Annotated in this window: 17 protein-coding genes, 1 tRNA gene and 2 pseudogenes; 9 read left to right on the top strand and 11 right to left on the bottom strand. The window is 58.2% G+C overall.

What is annotated here, in order from left to right; genetic code table 11:
* Positions 1–41 precede the first annotated feature (41 nt).
* From Q7V03_RS23770 to Q7V03_RS00125, 3 genes and pseudogenes are all read left to right on the top strand, one after another.
* Positions 42–101: pseudogene (locus Q7V03_RS23770) on the top strand (hypothetical protein); the annotation flags it as partial.
* Between the two features lie 79 nt (positions 102–180).
* Positions 181–378: a hypothetical protein gene (locus Q7V03_RS00120; protein ID WP_304923588.1), complete on the top strand. Its 198-nt coding sequence runs from the start codon at positions 181–183 to the stop codon at positions 376–378.
* A 152-nt stretch (positions 379–530) separates the two neighbouring features.
* A tRNA-Ser gene (locus Q7V03_RS00125) sits at positions 531–620 on the top strand.
* Positions 621–671: 51 nt separating this feature from the next.
* On the opposite strand, the gene Q7V03_RS00130 is transcribed toward Q7V03_RS00125, so the two are convergent.
* The 11 genes from Q7V03_RS00130 to Q7V03_RS00180 all read right to left on the bottom strand — a co-directional run bounded on the left by Q7V03_RS00130 (position 672) and on the right by Q7V03_RS00180 (position 11,314).
* Positions 672–1,352 (bottom strand): hypothetical protein, encoded by a 681-nt coding sequence (locus tag Q7V03_RS00130; RefSeq protein ID WP_304923589.1) that lies wholly within the window; start codon positions 1,350–1,352, stop codon positions 672–674.
* A 19-nt stretch (positions 1,353–1,371) separates the two neighbouring features.
* Positions 1,372–1,692 carry a DUF1097 domain-containing protein gene (locus Q7V03_RS00135; protein WP_370651049.1) on the bottom strand — a complete coding sequence of 107 codons (321 nt, stop codon included), beginning with the start codon at positions 1,690–1,692 and terminating at the stop codon, positions 1,372–1,374.
* An 80-nt stretch (positions 1,693–1,772) separates the two neighbouring features.
* Complete coding sequence (locus Q7V03_RS00140; protein WP_304923590.1) at positions 1,773–2,261, bottom strand: BLUF domain-containing protein; 489 nt, start codon at positions 2,259–2,261, stop codon at positions 1,773–1,775.
* Between the two features lie 61 nt (positions 2,262–2,322).
* A complete protein-coding gene (locus Q7V03_RS00145; protein WP_304923591.1) occupies positions 2,323–3,366 on the bottom strand; it encodes an NAD(P)-dependent alcohol dehydrogenase in 1,044 nt (347 codons plus the stop codon).
* A gap of 49 nt (positions 3,367–3,415) precedes the next feature.
* Complete coding sequence (locus Q7V03_RS00150) at positions 3,416–5,047, bottom strand: molecular chaperone GroEL (RefSeq protein ID WP_304923592.1); 1,632 nt, start codon at positions 5,045–5,047, stop codon at positions 3,416–3,418.
* Between the two features lie 51 nt (positions 5,048–5,098).
* A complete protein-coding gene (locus tag Q7V03_RS00155; protein ID WP_304923593.1) occupies positions 5,099–5,902 on the bottom strand; it encodes an iron-sulfur cluster assembly protein in 804 nt (267 codons plus the stop codon).
* A gap of 4 nt (positions 5,903–5,906) precedes the next feature.
* The gene (locus Q7V03_RS00160; protein ID WP_304923594.1) at positions 5,907–6,932 is read right to left on the bottom strand and encodes an amidohydrolase family protein; all 1,026 of its coding nucleotides are present in this window, start codon (positions 6,930–6,932) and stop codon (positions 5,907–5,909) included.
* Positions 6,933–6,992: 60 nt separating this feature from the next.
* Positions 6,993–7,361 (bottom strand): MmoB/DmpM family protein, encoded by a 369-nt coding sequence (locus Q7V03_RS00165; protein WP_304923595.1) that lies wholly within the window; start codon positions 7,359–7,361, stop codon positions 6,993–6,995.
* Between the two features lie 11 nt (positions 7,362–7,372).
* Positions 7,373–8,431 carry an aromatic/alkene monooxygenase hydroxylase subunit beta gene (locus tag Q7V03_RS00170; protein WP_304923596.1) on the bottom strand — a complete coding sequence of 353 codons (1,059 nt, stop codon included), beginning with the start codon at positions 8,429–8,431 and terminating at the stop codon, positions 7,373–7,375.
* 49 nt (positions 8,432–8,480) lie between these two features.
* Positions 8,481–9,545, bottom strand: coding sequence for an NADH:ubiquinone reductase (Na(+)-transporting) subunit F (locus tag Q7V03_RS00175; protein ID WP_304923597.1), 1,065 nt, complete (start codon positions 9,543–9,545; stop codon positions 8,481–8,483).
* Positions 9,546–9,646: 101 nt separating this feature from the next.
* The gene (locus Q7V03_RS00180) at positions 9,647–11,314 is read right to left on the bottom strand and encodes an aromatic/alkene/methane monooxygenase hydroxylase/oxygenase subunit alpha (RefSeq protein WP_304923598.1); all 1,668 of its coding nucleotides are present in this window, start codon (positions 11,312–11,314) and stop codon (positions 9,647–9,649) included.
* Positions 11,315–11,684: 370 nt separating this feature from the next.
* Between Q7V03_RS00180 and Q7V03_RS00185 the strand changes: the two genes are divergently transcribed.
* The 6 genes and pseudogenes from Q7V03_RS00185 to Q7V03_RS00210 form a co-directional block, all read left to right on the top strand.
* Entirely contained in the window at positions 11,685–11,996 is a 312-nt protein-coding gene (locus Q7V03_RS00185) for a hypothetical protein (protein ID WP_304923599.1), read from the top strand.
* A 14-nt stretch (positions 11,997–12,010) separates the two neighbouring features.
* Positions 12,011–13,117 carry a WD40 repeat domain-containing protein gene (locus tag Q7V03_RS00190; protein WP_304923600.1) on the top strand — a complete coding sequence of 369 codons (1,107 nt, stop codon included), beginning with the start codon at positions 12,011–12,013 and terminating at the stop codon, positions 13,115–13,117.
* A 23-nt stretch (positions 13,118–13,140) separates the two neighbouring features.
* Positions 13,141–13,347, top strand: coding sequence for a hypothetical protein (locus Q7V03_RS00195; RefSeq protein ID WP_304923601.1), 207 nt, complete (start codon positions 13,141–13,143; stop codon positions 13,345–13,347).
* 138 nt (positions 13,348–13,485) lie between these two features.
* A complete protein-coding gene (locus Q7V03_RS00200; protein WP_304923602.1) occupies positions 13,486–13,962 on the top strand; it encodes a hypothetical protein in 477 nt (158 codons plus the stop codon).
* Positions 13,963–14,057: 95 nt separating this feature from the next.
* Complete coding sequence (locus tag Q7V03_RS00205) at positions 14,058–16,052, top strand: sigma-54-dependent Fis family transcriptional regulator (protein ID WP_304923603.1); 1,995 nt, start codon at positions 14,058–14,060, stop codon at positions 16,050–16,052.
* Positions 16,053–16,064: 12 nt separating this feature from the next.
* Positions 16,065–16,512 (top strand): annotated as a pseudogene (locus tag Q7V03_RS00210) (transposase); the annotation flags it as partial.
* Between the last annotated feature and the right edge of the window lie 161 nt (positions 16,513–16,673).

The following is a 16,673-nucleotide window of genomic DNA, read 5'->3' on the forward strand; positions in this document are numbered from 1 at the left end:
GCGACGTGTGGGCCAGTATCGACAGCGCAATCGCCGCCAGCGTGCCGAATGTATCGACCTTCAAAGAGACGCGTGACCTTGCCGCTTGGATAGGTCTGACACCCAAACCTCATTCCATCGGGGGCGAGGAGAAACTGGGGAAGGTAACGGTTCGAAAGCGTCAACGGCCGGATCGAGGAAGTGCTGAAATCGCACAACTTCAAATCAGGCGCGCAACTGGAAACCACGCTGGACCGCTATGTGCTGCTCGACAATCAGCAACTGCCACGGTCAGCGTTGGGCAGCAATATCCTCTTGCTGGCCATGAAAGACTGGCACAAACTGAAGCCAGAATTGTTCAGGAAGCAGCCTGGCCACCTTCCGGGATGTGACGGTTGACAACTGCTTAATCAGCCCTACTTAATTTTTCAATGAATCGCAATCGCTGCCCTTCTCCAAACGTCGATACGCCTGCCCCCGCAGCAAATCTACAGCCATCCCCCGCTTTCCCTCTTGCCCCCGCGCCCCTGCCTCGGTAAATAACCAACGTCGGAAGCGTGGCTGAGAGGCCGAAAGCACTCGGTTGCTAACTGAGCGTAGGGGGAACCCTACCGTGGGTTCGAATCCCACCGCTTCCGCCAATACACATTGATTTCATTGAATAATTTCGCCTTGCTGGCAGTCTTTGCGTGTCATTTTGCTTGTTGGCGAAGCGGCTGATTTAGCTGGAAAATCGGACCGAAGCGTCGAAACGGCTCTCGCATTCGTGAATGGTGCGGTTGCGTCTTTCGCCCGAAACGGCCATTATTTCTGCGGGTATTGGCAAGGCGGTCGTGACAACTTGCAGGAGTGCCATGCGAAATCGGATCATTGGAATTGTCGTCGGCGCAATATGCGGTGCCTTTCTTAGTGCTGGCGCGGGCGTCGTCGGCGTATTTGGGGTGTGTCTGGGTTGATCGTTTTTGCCTTGATCGGTGGGATTGTGAGCTTCTTTGCAGTGCCCGATGCGGTTGGGCTTGCGGCAAAATTTGGGCGCTTACGGAAGAAAGTAGGAAAGAAATGAACGGCTTGGCGATGTTCTTGGGCATGTCCCTAGGCTTTGGGGGCGTCGGCGGGCTGCTTTCCGGCATATTTGCACGTTCCTTTCGCCGGGCAATGATATGGGCCGTAGGCTTCGGAATTTTGGACACGGTTCTTCTAGCGATGGTTTCGGCAACTTCGCGCTTTGCGCCGGGATTGTTGATGATTGCCCTTTTCTGGGGTCTTGTCGGATGGTTCGCGGTGGGTCGCTTTTCGGCAAGGCGCCGGGCTTTCAAGGCTGCGGCAACCGACGCAACCGCAAAGTAAAAAAGACCCCCGAAGCCTTGCGGCACCGGGGGGCAGGTAGCTTTCTCAGTGGCCCTGTGGAAGATCGTTAGAATGCGGCTGCGGGGATGCCCACAAGAGGCGTGTCGGGGTCGATAGGCCCGCATTGACTTGGGTGATCAACAGTAGCGCGATATAGGCCATCACCACGCCCCACAGGTTGGCGCAAACCGATTTTCTCAGACCCTCTGTGCCACCGTCGCAGTGGTAAAAGCTGGCCCAGCCGATGAACCCGATCCATATCTGGATGGTGCCGCTTGTCAGAAATAACCAGATCGCCACGGCTCCAAGCAAGCCGATCGAAATTCCCAAGGCTGTACTGATATCCAGATCCGTTCCCTCCGCCAATTCTGGCCGTTGTCGTCAATTGCACCGCATATTGCTGTCATGATCCAGGCGACGCGCTTTTGGATCACAATGTCATAGGGTTATGATCCGCGCCCGTAGCCGCGCGTCAGATCACGCAGCCGGGTCAGGATTGCCTCTTGTTCCAGCGTCACTTTCCACGGAGCCCCCTGAGCAAGGCCGCCGGTTGTGGCGACCATGGGCTGATCGGGTTCATGGTGTTCGGCGACCACCGCCATCGCCCATTTGCCAAACAGTCTTTTGGGCGTTGGCCCGGCTTCATTCAATCGCACTCCGTCATGCCGGGCATCGGCTTTGATCCGGGCGTATAGCGCCTCAACCGCCGCTTGCGGTCCCTCCAGCACTTGCGCGAACCAGTCGTCATACAGCATCAATGCGCCGGTGATGCCTTTGTCCGCATTTCCCGAGCGGGACTGTTTCAGGATTGCAGCAAGGGCTGCCTGATCCTTGCCGCTATCCGGCAGCAAACTGTGGCTGCGGTAGATCAAGCGGTAGCAAGGGTCGGTTGCAGACCCCGCCAATGGCTCTTTCAGTGTAGCATCACTGCTCATGCTTTCCTCCCCTTACGATTTTCGGTTGACTGGAACTGCACGGGGCGAGCCCGTATCCGGCTTACGGCACGATCACGCCCCGGCCCGCAAAGCGCCGGTTCTTGAAATCGTCCAACGCGACGTTGATGTTATCCAAAGAATATTCCTTGTAATGCATCTTGACCTTGCCGTCAGCGTTCAGCTCCATCAGTTCGACCAGTTCGGTGTAGTTGCCGACCAGACTGCCGCCGATGTTGATCTCATTGATCACCAGATGCGCGGTGGGCACTTCGATCTTGCCGCCATAGCCGATCATGATCAGCTCGCCGCCGGGGCGGACCATTTTCCAGCACAGGTTTTCGACACCGAGTTCGCCAACAAAATCCATCACCACTTGCGCGCCGCCGCCGGTGATCTGCTTGATCTCCTCGACAACAGTCGGGCCACCATCCAGCACGAAATCCGCGCCGAGGTCTTTACAAAGCTGGCGGGCTGCGGGTTCGCGGTCTACCGCGATGATGCGGCAGCCCGAGATTTCATGCAGGCATTGCAGGGCGATATGGCCCAAACCGCCGACGCCGACGATCACACAATAGGCCCCGGGGCGCAGGGCTTTGGCGGCTTTTTTGGCCGCGCGGTAGGCGGTGATCCCGGCATCTGCCATTGGCGCTACATCGAGCGGCGTGATGTTGGGGTTCAGCTTGATCAGGCTGCGCTCGGAGGTCAGGAAGTATTCGGCAAAGCCGCCGTCCAGCCCGAGGCCTGGAAACAGGCTGTGTTCGCAGTGCATGTCGTCGCCATAGCGACACGACAGGCAGATGCCACAGGTGCGGTGCGGGTGGCAGATCACCGTATCGCCGGGTTTGACCGAGGTGACGCCCGAGCCGACATCTTCCACCCAGCCGGCGTTTTCGTGGCCCATGATATAGGGCAGCAGGTTGCCGCCCTGATCCATGATGTCTTTCCACACGCCTTCGATGATGTGCAGATCGGTGCGGCACAGACCCGCCGCACCCACTTTGACGATCACATCCGTTGGCCCCATGATGGTGGGGGCTTTGACGTTTTCGATCTTCAACTGGACGTTCATCGCGGGGTCGTATTCGTAAAGTCTTGCGGCTTTCATGGCGCAGCCCTTTCCTGATTTATATGGCCTAATTTATATGGTCAGCCAATCACTTACGGCCCAGCTTTTCGGCCCCGCCCCCCAAGGCAGCGCCTGCGGTGGGGTCTTCATCCTCGGCCAGATCGGCGATCAGGGTTTCGGTGGTCAGGATCAACGTGGCGACGGAAGCGGCGTTCATCAGCGCCGAATAGGTGACACGCACCGGGTCAATGACGCCGGATTTCATCAGATCTTCATAGGTTCCGGTGGCGGCGTTATAGCCGTGATCGCCATGCAAAGCGCAGACTTTGCGCACCACGTCATTGGGTTCAGCGCCTGCGTTAAAGGCGATGCGGGCCAGCGGCAGGGTCAGCACCGATTGCACCAATTCGATGCCCCGGCGCATGTCGCCCCGCTCGGCCAGTGCAAGTTCGGCCAGCGAGGGCGCAATCCGCGCCAGTGCCACGCCACCGCCGACCAAAACGCCTTCGTCGGATGCCGCGCGCACGGCGTTCAGCGAATCCTCGATCAGTTGGATGGTGCGTTTTTGTTCAACCGGCGTGACACCGCCCGCAAAGATCGTAGCAGTGCCACCGCAAAGCTTGGCGAGCCGCTCTTGCAGTTTGTCTTTGTCGATGTTGGGCGGGGCAACTTCATAGAGCCGCTGCACCTGGGCGCGGCGGGCGGCGATGGCTTGGCTGTCGCCGTTGCCGCGAATGATCATGGTGTCGGAATTGCTGGCCTCCACCCGTTCCGCAGACCCCATATCCAGCCGGGTGATGTTTTCCAAACTGTCGCCCAGATCGCGGGCCAGCACCTTGCCGCCGGTCAGGATCGCCAGATCCTCCATCATATTGCGGCGCCAGTGGCCGAATTCTGGCGGATGCACCACGAGGAATTTTCCGGGGCCGTCTTTGCCCAGCAGAGTCAGCAGCACCTCGGGTGAGGTTTCTTCGCTGATAATGACCAGCGGGCGGCCGTCTTCAGCGGCAATCGCCTTGGCGGCATCCAACTGGCTGGCGGTTTTCATCTTGATATCGGTCAGCACGATATAGGGGTTCAGCACCACGGCGCGCATCGCATCGAGATCAGTGACCATGTGATGCGAGATATAGCCGCGCTCAAACGCCATGCCGTCGACCACTTGCAGGGTCGAGGTGTTGCCGGTGCCATAGTCGGTGGAAATCACCCCCTGCGCGCCAACGCGGCGGAAGGCTTCGGCGACCAACGCGCCCAGTTCGGTGCTGGAGGCCGAGATTTTGGCGACCGCCGACAGCACCGCATGGTCTTTGACCGGTTTGGCAGCAGCGCGCAGGGCGTGGGTCGTGGCCTCAACCGCCATCGCGATGCCACGGCAGAGATCAACCGGCTTTGCGCCCTTTTCGATCAGCACCACACCGGACTGGATCATACCATTGGCCAGCACGATCGAGGTGGTGGTGCCGTCGCCCGCCACGTCATTGGTCTGCATCGAAACCTCGCGCACCACCTGCGCGCCCATATTCTCGAAACGGTCGAACAGTTCGATTTCCGAGGCAATCGACACGCCATCCCGGCTGATCAGCGGGGTGCCCATCGGGCGATCAATCATCGCGTTCATGCCCATAGGGCCCAGCGTCGATTCAACCGCTGCCGACAGTTTCTGCACACCATGCGCCAGCGCGCGGCGGGCATCGTTACCGTGGATCATGATCTTGGGCATAGTTCCTCCTTCGGCCAAAGCCGGATTTTGCAGTGTTTTTGGGATCGCCTGTCAGCGGCAGGCGTGCGTTGGATTGTGGGTGGTGAAATCGACCAGAACCGGGATATCGCCGGACAGGTCGGCCTCTTGGTAGCGGCTGCGTTTCAGCCCCCGGCAGAGCGAGCCGGAGAATTCCATATTGATCCTGACCGAACGCAGCAGGCCGATATACTGCGGGTAATCGTTGATCGGGGTGCCCTGATAGGTCGGGAACGCCAGATCACGCGGGCTGGGGGCGAGGTGTTTGTCATCCAGGATCGCCAGATAGCGGGCCTTTTGGCGGGTGGTTTCAGGGTCGGTGAACTCGGCGATTTCGACAAGGGCGCGCGGCATGGTCAGGATTTCAGCGGGCAAGAAACCCATGGCGATCATGGCTTTGATCACCACCTCTTGCCTGCGCTGAAACGCCTTGATGTCGAATTTCTCGCGCAGGGCGGCGAGGTCTTCGTCGGGGTGGAGTTCGGCAAAGACTGAGCCGAAACTGGCCCCGGCGTTGACGGCGGCGTTCATCTCGTCAGCGGCCATGTGGTCTTGCAGCGTCACCACGGCTTGACCGACCCAAGGCAACACCTCGATCTGGCGCTTGATGCCCTCGGCCATCAGGAAGGCGAAGTTGGGCGAGCACCAATAGGTTGGCAAACGGAAGCTGACATGCACCGTGCTGGTGTTTTGCTCTGAGTTGGTGATGGAGACCGCCTCAATGAAGCCCATGTCGGTGACGGGTTCATCGAGTTCGGGGTCCATCACCAGATCAAGCCGCGCCCAAACTTGGTTTAGCAGGGCATCATCCAAGACGAGATTTAAGGGCGCGGCCATCTGATCACTCCGCCGCGAGCGAGATCGGATGGGCGGAAAACTCGGCCTTCCGGGCTGCCACGTCGATGTTGTAAAGCCGGGCGGCGTTGAGACCGAGGATTTTTTCCTTGATCTCATCGGTCAGTTGCACGCCGCCACGTTCCGCCGAGATGTCTTCCGGGATCTGGAACGCCCACAGCTTTTCGACCAACCATTTCGGCGTCCAGATCGCGTAATCCGAGCCGAACAGGATTTTCTCTGGCCCGATCCAGAACAGCAGTTCTGCGATGATTTCGCCGAAGTAGCGCGGGCGCGAGTGGATGAACGGCAGCGCCACGGCAAGGCCGCCATAGACGTTGGTTTCCTGCGTCGCGATCCAGCAGAAATCGTCCAGACGCGGCAGGCCGCAGTGTTCGATGATCCAGTTCAGGCCTTGGAAATCGGTCGCGGCGTAATCGACGTCATGCACATCAAAGGCGTCTTTGTTGAGCGGCAGGATGGTCGGGCCTTTGTGAACATGGATATTCTTGATGCCCAGTTTGTCGCACAGCTCGAAGCATTTGTAGGCAGCCGGGTCGTTCAGCCGCCAGCCTTTCGAGGTGCCATTCCACTCGGCGGTGTACATTTTCACCCCCTTGATGTCATAGGTCTCTTTCATGAAGTGAATGTATTCCAAGGCTTTTTCGCCATCGCGCGGATCAAACGCGCCGTTGACGATAAAGCGGTTGGGGAATTTCTTGGCCACCGACATATTGCGTTCGATGTTGTTGAAGCCGTCCTTGTAGAAATCTGACAGATAGGTCGAATTCAGGATCGCCATATCGTCCGGCCCGTCGATGAACAGATCGTTGTAGAGGTCATCAGCAGAGTATTTCTCAAACTTCTTCTTGTCCCACAGCTCTTCCTTCGGGGAAAGTCCGGTGTGGTAGGCGTAAAAGCAATCAATGAACTGCTTGCCATGGATGTTCTTCTGGTTTTCGGGGCTGCCATCCCAGAAATGGGCGTGGCCATCCAGCACGAAAATCTCTTTGCCTTCGGGGGTTACATACATCTTCGTCGCCTTTGGGAATGGGTTGGAGGGTGGCGCGGGGTTTGCCCCCGCACCGGATTTTCAGATGTATTCGAGCATCTCGTTCATATCGCCGAACAAGATCACCGTGTTGTCGTCGGTGCGCACCATGCGGCCGTAGTGGGTCGAGGAATTCACCTCAAACAACTCGGCAGTCATATCCCGGCCCAGGAATTCGCTGATCTCATCCATCTTGAAGATCAGCTTGCCATTGCCGTCGATGCGGATCAGCGCGGGGTTATACGTTACTGTCACCCCCGGCTTGGCATCCATGAATTCGGCAATGGCACGGGCCTCGACCGAATCCGACATCGTCACACCACATTGATGTGAAACGGTTTTCTCAAAAGTGATGTCCTTCATCGCCTTAAAGATGTTGTCGTGCGAATTGTCGCGTGCAACGGTTGACATAGGGTTTCCTTTCAGCGGGACAGGTTGAGTTCGCCAAGGATCTTGGCAAAACGCTCTTCAGATACCGCACGGGCTTCTTCAAAACTGACGGGTTTGGAATGCGGCTTCGACCAGATCGGTTGCAGCTGCTTTGCAGCCTTGTCGGCAAGGGCTGCGTGTTTGATCACCCAGCTTTGGAACAGCGCGCGGTTTTGGGCTCCGAAAGCCTCGTCATTGGCCAGAAGCCAAATCAGGTCGATGGTGTTGGCAAGGTTGCGCTCATAGTCACCTTCGGCTGCAGCGATCACCGAGGGCGTCATGAAGTCGTTGTTGGCCGCGCCAAACTGCATCAGGAAGCCCGAGCGGAACAACTCGCCGACCAGTGGCTCGAACACCAGATTGATCGCGAAATACTGTTCGAGATAATCTTCTGTGCCCATGATGGTTTCCACGGCCAAGCGGGTGCCCTGCCACATCGGATCTTCCAGCCATGTGGTCTTGCCGGCCTCGTCATCCCAACCCGCAATATCCATGCCGATCTCGGCCAGATACAGCGTGATGTCCTGCGACAGCCGCAGTTTGTACGACGAATTGGTCAGCGTCGCGTTGTTGATCATCTGGGTGTAGCCGCCGCGCTGTGCCTGCATCAGCGCACAGCCCAAGCCAAACTCAACGTGTTTCCAAGCGCCCAGATGCTTCTGTAAGGTCTTGCCCCAGGCCGCGTCAAACGCCATCTGCGCGCCAGATTTGCGACCATTGGCGATCACCGCCTGCACCATCACCTCGATACGCGACTGGCGCTGATAATGCGTGCGTTCCCATTCCTGATCGGGGGCGCGGAAGGCGTGCCAGTTGCTGCTTTGCGCCTTGGTGAAGTTTTTCTCATAGGCACCGCGACCATCTGGAAACGAGATGATCCAATCCTGGATCAAATAGCGCTCCGGGTCGGGCTGCACGTCGACGGTGACATCTTCGTAATGGGTGGCGCGCTTGGCGCGGGGTTCAAAGTAGCGATATTTGCGGCTTTCGCTGTCGGCGAAAATCGCGGCCCCTGCGGCGCCTGAGCCAACCGAGCTTGATGTGGCAACCATGTCTCTCTCCCTTGTGGTGGGGGTTAACCCCCCGGATCTAAATCAGAAATCAATGCGCTTTGATTGGCGCGGGTGCGGTCGACGGGGTAAACTTGTCGTAAAAGGTGCGCTCGGGGTCGAAATCGAGCATGAACAGAACCGGGCTAAGCGCGTCGATCATCGGCGGTGGACCGCAGGCATAGGCATCGCCGCCCTCGACATTCAGGCGTTTCAATTCGCGGCCAACCACCTGATGCACAAAGCCTTGTGCGCCGTGCCAATCGGGATCATCGCTGGCGTGTGACAGAACCGGGGTGAACGTTATTTCGGGGTGGGCTGCGGTGATAGCGGCGATCTGCGGCAGGTAGAACAGATCGGTCTGGGTGCGCGCGCCGTAGAAGAAATGCACCGGGCGGCTTTCGCCGCTGGTGACGTGGTCGTGCAGGATCGACCAGATTGGCGACATCCCCGAGCCCGCGGCGACCAGCACTATCGGCCCTTCGCGTCCTTCACGGCGGAAGCAGGTGCCGTAGGGTCCGCGGACGGTGACGGAGGCTCCGATTTCGATACCGCCTGCGTCGAGTTCGCGGCTGAACTTTCCGTCGGGGTATTTTTTGATGATGAACCGAAGTTTTTGGGTTTGGTCCGGCGTATTTGCCATGGAGAACGAGCGCGTAATCTCCTCCCCATCTTTGGTTCTGACGGTGATGTCGACATATTGCCCGGCCCAAAATTTGATCGGCGTTTCGATATCAATTTCGATGGCCCGGATGTCATGCGTCAGGTTGGATTTGGCCGTGATCTTCCCCTTGAAGTCTTTGACCGCGATGGATTTCGACAGCAGTTCTTCGTCGAAATTCAACAGCTCGATAGTCAGATCGTCTTGTGGGAGGGATCGGCACAGCAAGATGCCGCCCTGCTCACGCTCGCCATCCGACAGCGCGAAGGTAGAGTACTTCAGCAGCTCGACCTCGCCTTCGACAAGGTTGCATTTGCAGGCCGAACATTGGCCCTCTTTGCAGCCATGTGGCAGCGAAATGCCCTGACGGAAGGCGGCGTCCAGCACGGTCTCGCCGGATTCAACTTCGAATTCGACCCCGACGGGTTCCAATCGAACGGTGAAGGTTTCTGACATCTGATGCGGCCTTTTGCAGAGTGCAGGTTTCAATCCCCTACCCAAAGCGGGCAGCGGCGTGGGGTGGTATGGGCCGGAGTTTCCGGCCCATAATCATAGGGTTAGTTGCAGGGGTTGATGGTGAAACCCTTGGCGTAATCGGCGAGATGCGCCTTACGGGTTGCCTCATCCATGCCGCGCAGCGCGTTCAGAGGTGATCCGAGCGTGTGGCCGCGCACATGGTCCAGCGTCCACATGTCTTTGTCGTCAAAGCGCAAATGCGGTTGCGGGATCAGGGTTTTGCCGTCGGAGCGGACAAAGTTAAGATCGACAATCGCATCGGCCAGATCAACGCCATCATACAGCGTCTCCCATTCGCGTTTGCCCGAGAACCGGCCCATCGCTGGCGTCGGACGACCTTGGAATTCGTCGGCGAAAGCCTCCACCGCCGTCCAGCGATCGATTTCATGCGCAAACGTGTGCAGTTGGCCGTTCAGCTCGCCTACGACCATATCCTCACGGATGACGCAAGGCACAAGGCTTGACCAGCAGCGGTGCGGATAGACGTAGCCAACTTCCTCGTTGAACGTGATCACCTTCTGGCCAGGCTTCGACAACTTGGCATACCATTTCCAGAAGTCGCCGAATTCGGCATACCAACCGGGATACTTATGCTCGAACCATTCAAAATCTTTCTCGGTCTGCGCTTCGATCCGCCAGAAGTTCACCGGCCAGCCCACCGCAAAGAATTGCCCAATCTTGTGAACGTAGTTCTTCTTGGTGATCCGCTCCCACGCCAGGGTCACGTCATCGTGGTGGATTTTGATGCCGTATTTTTCCATCGGCAGCATGTAGGTGCGGTAGTAATCTTCATAGACCCAGCGATGCCACATCTCGGCATAGCTTTCTTTGTTCTTGTCGCGGTCGGTGGTGCCGTATTCGATAAACGTCCCGATGGCGGCATCGACGATGGCATGGTTCTGCCAGAAGGCATATTTCATGTCGCGCTCAATGAGCAGGTGGTTTTCCGGTTCTTTCAGCGCGGCCATCATCAGCGAGTGGCCGTTGCCGATGTGACGGGATTCGTCAGACTGCACCGACAAGAACACGGTAGGCAGCGCATAGTCGCCATTGCGCGCGGCTTCCGACGGCATCGCCACAAACAGCGTGTTGGTGAAGGCAGTTTCGGCCACAACGGTCAGATACATACAGGCCGAGGTCATCGCATCGCCGGTGATGAAGCCTTCGCCGAATTGACGCCCGATGGTGGTGGCATAGCATTTACCGAAGGCTTCTTCGGTGATGTCAAAGCCAGCCGGGTCGATGTAGTTTTCCATATACCACTTCTTCAGGTTCATCTGAATCGTGGAGTGGCGGAATTCATCGACCATCTGCATGGTAAAGCCGGTGCGCAGCTCTTCGCCCGGGGCCAGACGGCTGACCATCGCCATCGAACGGGCGGCGCTGATTTCCGGGAACGGGATGATCGCCAGAAACAGCTTCATCCATTCGACCCAGCGGGGTTCGACATTGCGGAACATGTCGCCACGCAGGGCGGCATCAAGGGCACCGTAAACCCGGTTGTCCTTTTCTTCCTGCATCGAGAAGTAAGACCGCAGCACCTGCTTCATCGGATCACGGGGGGCTTTGGTGATTTTGTAGTCCGAAGGGTAGGTCATAGCCTCTTGCACATAGGAGGGGTTCCACCCCAGATCGGCGCATTTTCGAGTCGCATCGGCCACCGAAATGCCCTTTTGCGCGGTAATTTTGTTGAGTGTCAGAGTCGACATTATTGCTCACCTTTTTGGTTCGTGTTGATGTGGGCAGGACCGTCGGCAAAGGTCAGAGAACTGCGCATCGCAGCCATCCAAGACGCCGGATCAGTTTCACGGGGTGTGAATTTCATTCGCAACGCAGGCCTCCCTTCCTTCGTTCTTTGAGCTACCTTGAGTTGTCGCGGCAGCTGTTCTTTTTCTTCGATATGGCCATGTAAGGGGCAAAATCCGTTGCGGCCAAACAGAAAATTTTCTGTAACGAACGGCTACGCATTGTAATGAATGGTTACGGAATAGCATTTTGTCGCAATGTTTTCGGGTGCGGATATGCTGCTTCCTGCGGAGGAAAAATCGGGAAGGTCCGGTTTTGGCGCGGAGCAGTTATATGTCTGATTTAGAACAGATTTCTGACAAAATGTCCGAGTTGCAAAAACTGCGGGTCGCGGTGGTCGGCTTGCTGTGCCAAGAGAACTGCAAGCTGCTGAGCCGGCGTCAGAGGGTGGCTGGCAAAGAGATTGAGGTGATGTGCGCCGAGCGGGATCTGGTGGGTTCCGTCGATCAATCCGCCTTGGAACAAATCTACTTAGAGCAGAGTGCCGCCCAGCAGGCCTTGGCCGAAACCGAGCAGGAAGCTGAGAAGCTGGAAGCGCTATTGGCCCGGATCGGCGCCGATATTTCCGCGCTGTGCCAATCATAAAAGGGGGAACCACCATGAAAGACGAACGCGCCCATTTGCAGCTTTTTGACCTGATTGCCCGCGATTGGCAGATGGCCTCGCCTGTGCAGCAGATCCGCTTTAACGCCGATACATCCGCCGTCGCTTTCGCCTGCGCGGATGGTTCGGTGCATCTGGCAGCCACCGCAGACAAAGCCTCGCCCACCCAGCGCACACGTCGCGCGATTGATACCGGACGGCTGACGATAGCGGCACGTGAGAAGCCCTTTCTGCCGCTGAAAGTGGCGGAGTTCAGCCAAGGCAGAAGCTCGGATGTGGTGGCGTTTGGCGCGCAGGGTTTTGCCTTTGCCAAGACCAGCGGCCGGATCAACGCGCTGTCGGCGGGGGGGATCGCTTATCATATCCCACCGCGTGCGCAGGCGGCGATTCAAGTGTTGGCGGCGTCGGCGGATGGAAAGGCTTTGGCCTATGCGAGCGGCGCGCAGCTTTACATCGCGACTGCCGAGACCACCGAGCCGGAGATGGTTGCGTTGCCGGGAGAGATCAGTGCCGTGGCGTTTTCGCCCGATGGGCAAACGCTTGCCGTGGCGCATGGCAATGCGGTGTGGCGGTTGCCGCTTCAGACACTGAACGGCCAACCCGTTGAGAGTTTGCTTGCCGAGCCAGCCACCGCCTTGCAGTGGCACCCCGATGGCGCTTGGTTGGTTTGTCACGTGGCGGCGGATGGGTTTTATCTGATCAACACCGCTCGGAACAGTATGCTTCACCGCAGCAACTTTCCCGCCGCCGTGCGCAGCACAGGCTTTGGACGAAATACCCAGACAATTGCGGCTTCTGGCGCATTCCGCGTCGCCGCTTGGTCGCTGGACGATGGCAGAACTGTGGTGACGGGCAAAGCTGGCCTCGTGCTGGTCAATACGGTCGCCACCTGCCCCAACCGCAATCTGGTGGCGGTCGGCTATGCCAACGGGCTGCTGAGCCTTGCCGAAATTGGCCAACCGTCCGAGATTTTGCTGCGCGAAGATACCGGCGCTGGGATCACCGCAATGGCCTGGTCACCGGATGGCCGCTTCCTCGCCCTAGCCGGAACCGATGGCTCTGCCGCTTTGGTCGAATTCCCCGACGCGATGTTCAAATCCTGACCCTGTTCACAGAAAGCACTCCGATGACCGCAGAACTTACCGCAGAAGAAAAAAGCAAAGACGCGTTCTTTCAGCGCATCGCCCTGATTGGCGAGGAAATGATCGCAGCCCATGGCCGCGACTTCGCCACCGGGGCGTTTGTTCTGGCCGCCCGCTGGATCAGCGAGGGTCGGTTGGGCGGGAAGATCCAAACCAAAGCCGAGCCGGGTGGCGAGCAACGGCCAAACTGACCGCTCCACAGGCCACGTGTAACGCTTTGTTACACGGGATTGGGTTTTTAGCCCGATTTCGATGCAATTAAGGAAAAGCCGCAGGCTGTGTTAGCCTGCGACAAAATGACACCCATCGCACACCAAGGAGTGAGTCGATTGGATATCCATTCCAGACATAGCGCGACAAGGCCCGAAGACAAGCGCGCCAAAGAATATCTTCAGCGCAACTGGGGCACCATCGAAAAGCTGGCCGATACCCTCAGCGGTGGCAAGTATTCGCAGGACAAGGCGCGCAAAGCGGCCCCACCGCCGCAGGCGCAAGGGTTGATCATCGTCGATCAGGCAGCCCCGCGCAGACCGGATGAGGCGGTGCCCTATGTCCGCGTCAGCCTGAACGGGCGGGTGGTGCTTGCGGATAGCAACACCGGCGTGCAACTGGCATTCTTGGGCGAAATCAAGCGGTTCAATGGCGAGAGATGCTTTTTCATCGCAACGGCGGAGAACGGGTTTATCAGCCCACTAGAGCCTGAAATCGTTGAGAAAATCGCGGATCTTGCACTGCGGGTGATCAATCGCGCCTATCCGGACGACGAACTTGCAGACGACATCAAAGCGCGGCTTGAGATCGCGTAGTTTTGCCCATGCCGATAAAAACTTCGGTGGGAGCAGGAGCATATCACAATAGGGTTGCCCTGCGCCGAAGGTTAAGTCTACGGGAGGAGACTTAAATGATCACATCTGACCAGCGCAGCGCGCCTAAAGCTGCGCGTACGGGTATTGATTTCACCGATGTAGACCCGCGGGAAACCTCGCGGGCGTGGAGCAAATTTCTGTCAAACCGCAACGCGCCCAGCCTGCCGATGACCGGGGTGCGCTCGTTGATCTATCAATCTTGGGTGCGCTCGAACACGACGGGCATCAAGCCGGACCAATTTGCGGCGCCCTCCTTAGAACGCGGCGGTGTGTCTACAAAATCGAGCCACGATCAGGCCGAGTTGCGTCGGGCCGCGCGAATCTCGATGCTGCGGATCGGTGATTTGCTGTCAGGGGCCGAAGCAATGCTGCTGCTGACCGACCGCGATGGGCTTATTCTGGAGACGGTTGGGGATAATTCCACCCTCAGCAAAGCCAGCAAAATCAACCTGTCGGTTGGCGGATTGTGGAGCGAGCATGCCTCGGGCACCAATGGCATCGGCACAGCTTTGTGGACGGGCCAGCCAGTTTATGTGCATGGCGAGGAGCATTTCTGCGAAGGTATGAAGGCCTGGAGTTGTGCCGCCGCGCCGATCCGCGATCCGATTGATCAAAGCATCATCGGCGTGGTCAATCTTTCCGGGCTGACCCGGATTTTCCAAAAGCATAACGCCGCCTTCGCCGCCACTGCCGCCCACGACATCGAATTGGTACTGCAACAAGAGCAATCTCTAATGAACATTCGGCTGATCGAGGCCAGCATCAGCAGCATCCCCGGTCGGGCGATGGACAATTCGGATGGGTTTGCGATCATCGACAGTTTCGGCAGGCTGATCTTCAGCCGCAACAGTGGCGTCAATATCGGGCGGTCGGATCAGGATTTGGGGCTGGGCGCGCATTTTCTGGAATTGCCCGATGGGATTTCCGAAGCAAAAATCGCCGCCGCTTTGCCCAGAACGCATTGCTGCGATGACATCCGGCTGATCGAGATCGACGGATTGATCAAGGGGGCGGCGCTGGCGTTCCGGCAAAGACCAAGCGCGTGCCACGCGGCACCGGCAATCCGACCCTCGGCTCCGGCTTTGCCGGGGGTGTTAATCGGCACCACAGGGCTGAAGATCGTCGGCAAAAGCGACGCGATCCTAGAGGCCTTGGACACCGCTCAGCGCATCGCTTCGGCCAATCAGCCGACTTTGATTGAGGGGCAAACTGGGGTTGGCAAAGAACTGTTTGCCCGCCTGATCCACGCGCGGATGTCGCCCGAAAGTGCCGATTGCTTTCGCACCGTCAACTGCGGGGCGATGAACCCGAAAATGTTTGGCGATGCGCTGCTGCAACCGCTGCAGTCGGGGGATACCGCTCCACTGTGTTTGGATGAGATCGGCGAAACCTCGGCTGAGACGCAGCTTTATCTGCTGCGCATTCTGGAGGAACACAGTGCGCGCCTGCATGGCCCGCATCCTCCCGCCCAAGCGCTGCGCGTGCTGTCCTTGACCAACCGCGCCCTGCGCGATGAGGTGGAAGCCGGACGGTTCCGTCGCGATCTGTTCTACCGCCTGAGCAGCTTGGTGCTGACGATCCCGCCGCTGCACGCGCGCGGTGAAGATATCTTGCTGATCGCCGAGCATTACATCCGCAAGATCTGCATTGAGACCGGACGGGATCGGCTGATCTTCAGCCCCGAGGTTCAGGATGCGTTGATGGCGCATGTCTGGCCAGGCAACGTCCGAGAACTGCGCAATGTGGTGTTGGGGCTGCACAGTCTTGCGAAATCACGCACCGTCACACTCGCCGATCTGCCCCGCGAAATCACTCCGCCCGCCGTGGCTAAAACCGGATTGACCGAGGTGTTTGCGACGCAAGAGCCCACCCTTGCGCGGGATGCTTCGCTGAAACAGGCCGAAGTCCGGCTGATTGAAGACGCGCTGAAGCGTCACCACGGCAATCTCAGCAAGGCAGCCCTTGCCCTGGGAATTTCGCGACCGACGCTGTATCGTAAAATTGAGGCCTATGGGATCAGAACGCCATAGGCCGAGCTTTTTGCGGTGCTGATGTTCAAGACGCTGGTTCTGAGCGCGCTTTACAACCTGTCTGATGACCAGATCGGATATCAGGTTCGCGACCGACTTTTGTTCATGCGGTTTCTTGGGCTGGGGCCTTGGGGACCGGGTGCCCGACGCCAAGACGGTGTGGCTTTATCTCGAGGCGCTGGTGCAGGCGGGCAAAGTGGAGGAGGTGTTCGCGCTATTTGACAGGTATCTGGCACGGCGGGGTTATATAGCGCGGGGCGGTCAGATTCTGGATGCGTCCATCGTGCCGGTGCCGCACAACCACAACAAACGCGAGGAAAACGCCGCGATCAAGGCGGGAGAGACGCCGGCGGGTTGGGCAGACAAGCCTGCCAAGCGGTGCCAGAAAGACGTCGATGCGCGGTGGACCAAGAAGCACGGCAGGCCACATTACGGCTACAAGAACCATGTGAACGTGGATCCCAGACTGCCGATTAGCCATGGTATATTGAATAGTGGCTCTGTTGATGGCGTGGATGCCCCCTTCTGACGGCATCGCAAAGTGCCAATGTGATGAGTGTTGAAGCCATCACAGAAGAAGAGGACATCCACGCCATCAACAGAGCCAGTCACTTTGTAAAA

The organism is Cypionkella sp., assembly GCF_030652235.1.
Classification (GTDB): Bacteria; Pseudomonadota; Alphaproteobacteria; order Rhodobacterales; family Rhodobacteraceae; genus Cypionkella.

Coding starts and splice junctions, on each gene's coding strand:
- Q7V03_RS00185 (WP_304923599.1), top strand. CDS start 11,685: ATGTCTGATTTAGAACAGATTTCTGACAAAATGTCCGAGTTGCAAAAA.
- Q7V03_RS00160 (WP_304923594.1), bottom strand. CDS start 6,932: ATGTATGTAACCCCCGAAGGCAAAGAGATTTTCGTGCTGGATGGCCAC.
- Q7V03_RS00205 (WP_304923603.1), top strand. CDS start 14,058: ATGATCACATCTGACCAGCGCAGCGCGCCTAAAGCTGCGCGTACGGGT.
- Q7V03_RS00175 (WP_304923597.1), bottom strand. CDS start 9,545: ATGTCAGAAACCTTCACCGTTCGATTGGAACCCGTCGGGGTCGAATTC.
- Q7V03_RS00140 (WP_304923590.1), bottom strand. CDS start 2,261: ATGAGCAGTGATGCTACACTGAAAGAGCCATTGGCGGGGTCTGCAACC.
- Q7V03_RS00195 (WP_304923601.1), top strand. CDS start 13,141: ATGACCGCAGAACTTACCGCAGAAGAAAAAAGCAAAGACGCGTTCTTT.
- Q7V03_RS00165 (WP_304923595.1), bottom strand. CDS start 7,361: ATGTCAACCGTTGCACGCGACAATTCGCACGACAACATCTTTAAGGCG.
- Q7V03_RS00190 (WP_304923600.1), top strand. CDS start 12,011: ATGAAAGACGAACGCGCCCATTTGCAGCTTTTTGACCTGATTGCCCGC.
- Q7V03_RS00170 (WP_304923596.1), bottom strand. CDS start 8,431: ATGGTTGCCACATCAAGCTCGGTTGGCTCAGGCGCCGCAGGGGCCGCG.
- Q7V03_RS00150 (WP_304923592.1), bottom strand. CDS start 5,047: ATGCCCAAGATCATGATCCACGGTAACGATGCCCGCCGCGCGCTGGCG.
- Q7V03_RS00145 (WP_304923591.1), bottom strand. CDS start 3,366: ATGAAAGCCGCAAGACTTTACGAATACGACCCCGCGATGAACGTCCAG.
- Q7V03_RS00155 (WP_304923593.1), bottom strand. CDS start 5,902: ATGGCCGCGCCCTTAAATCTCGTCTTGGATGATGCCCTGCTAAACCAA.
- Q7V03_RS00180 (WP_304923598.1), bottom strand. CDS start 11,314: ATGTCGACTCTGACACTCAACAAAATTACCGCGCAAAAGGGCATTTCG.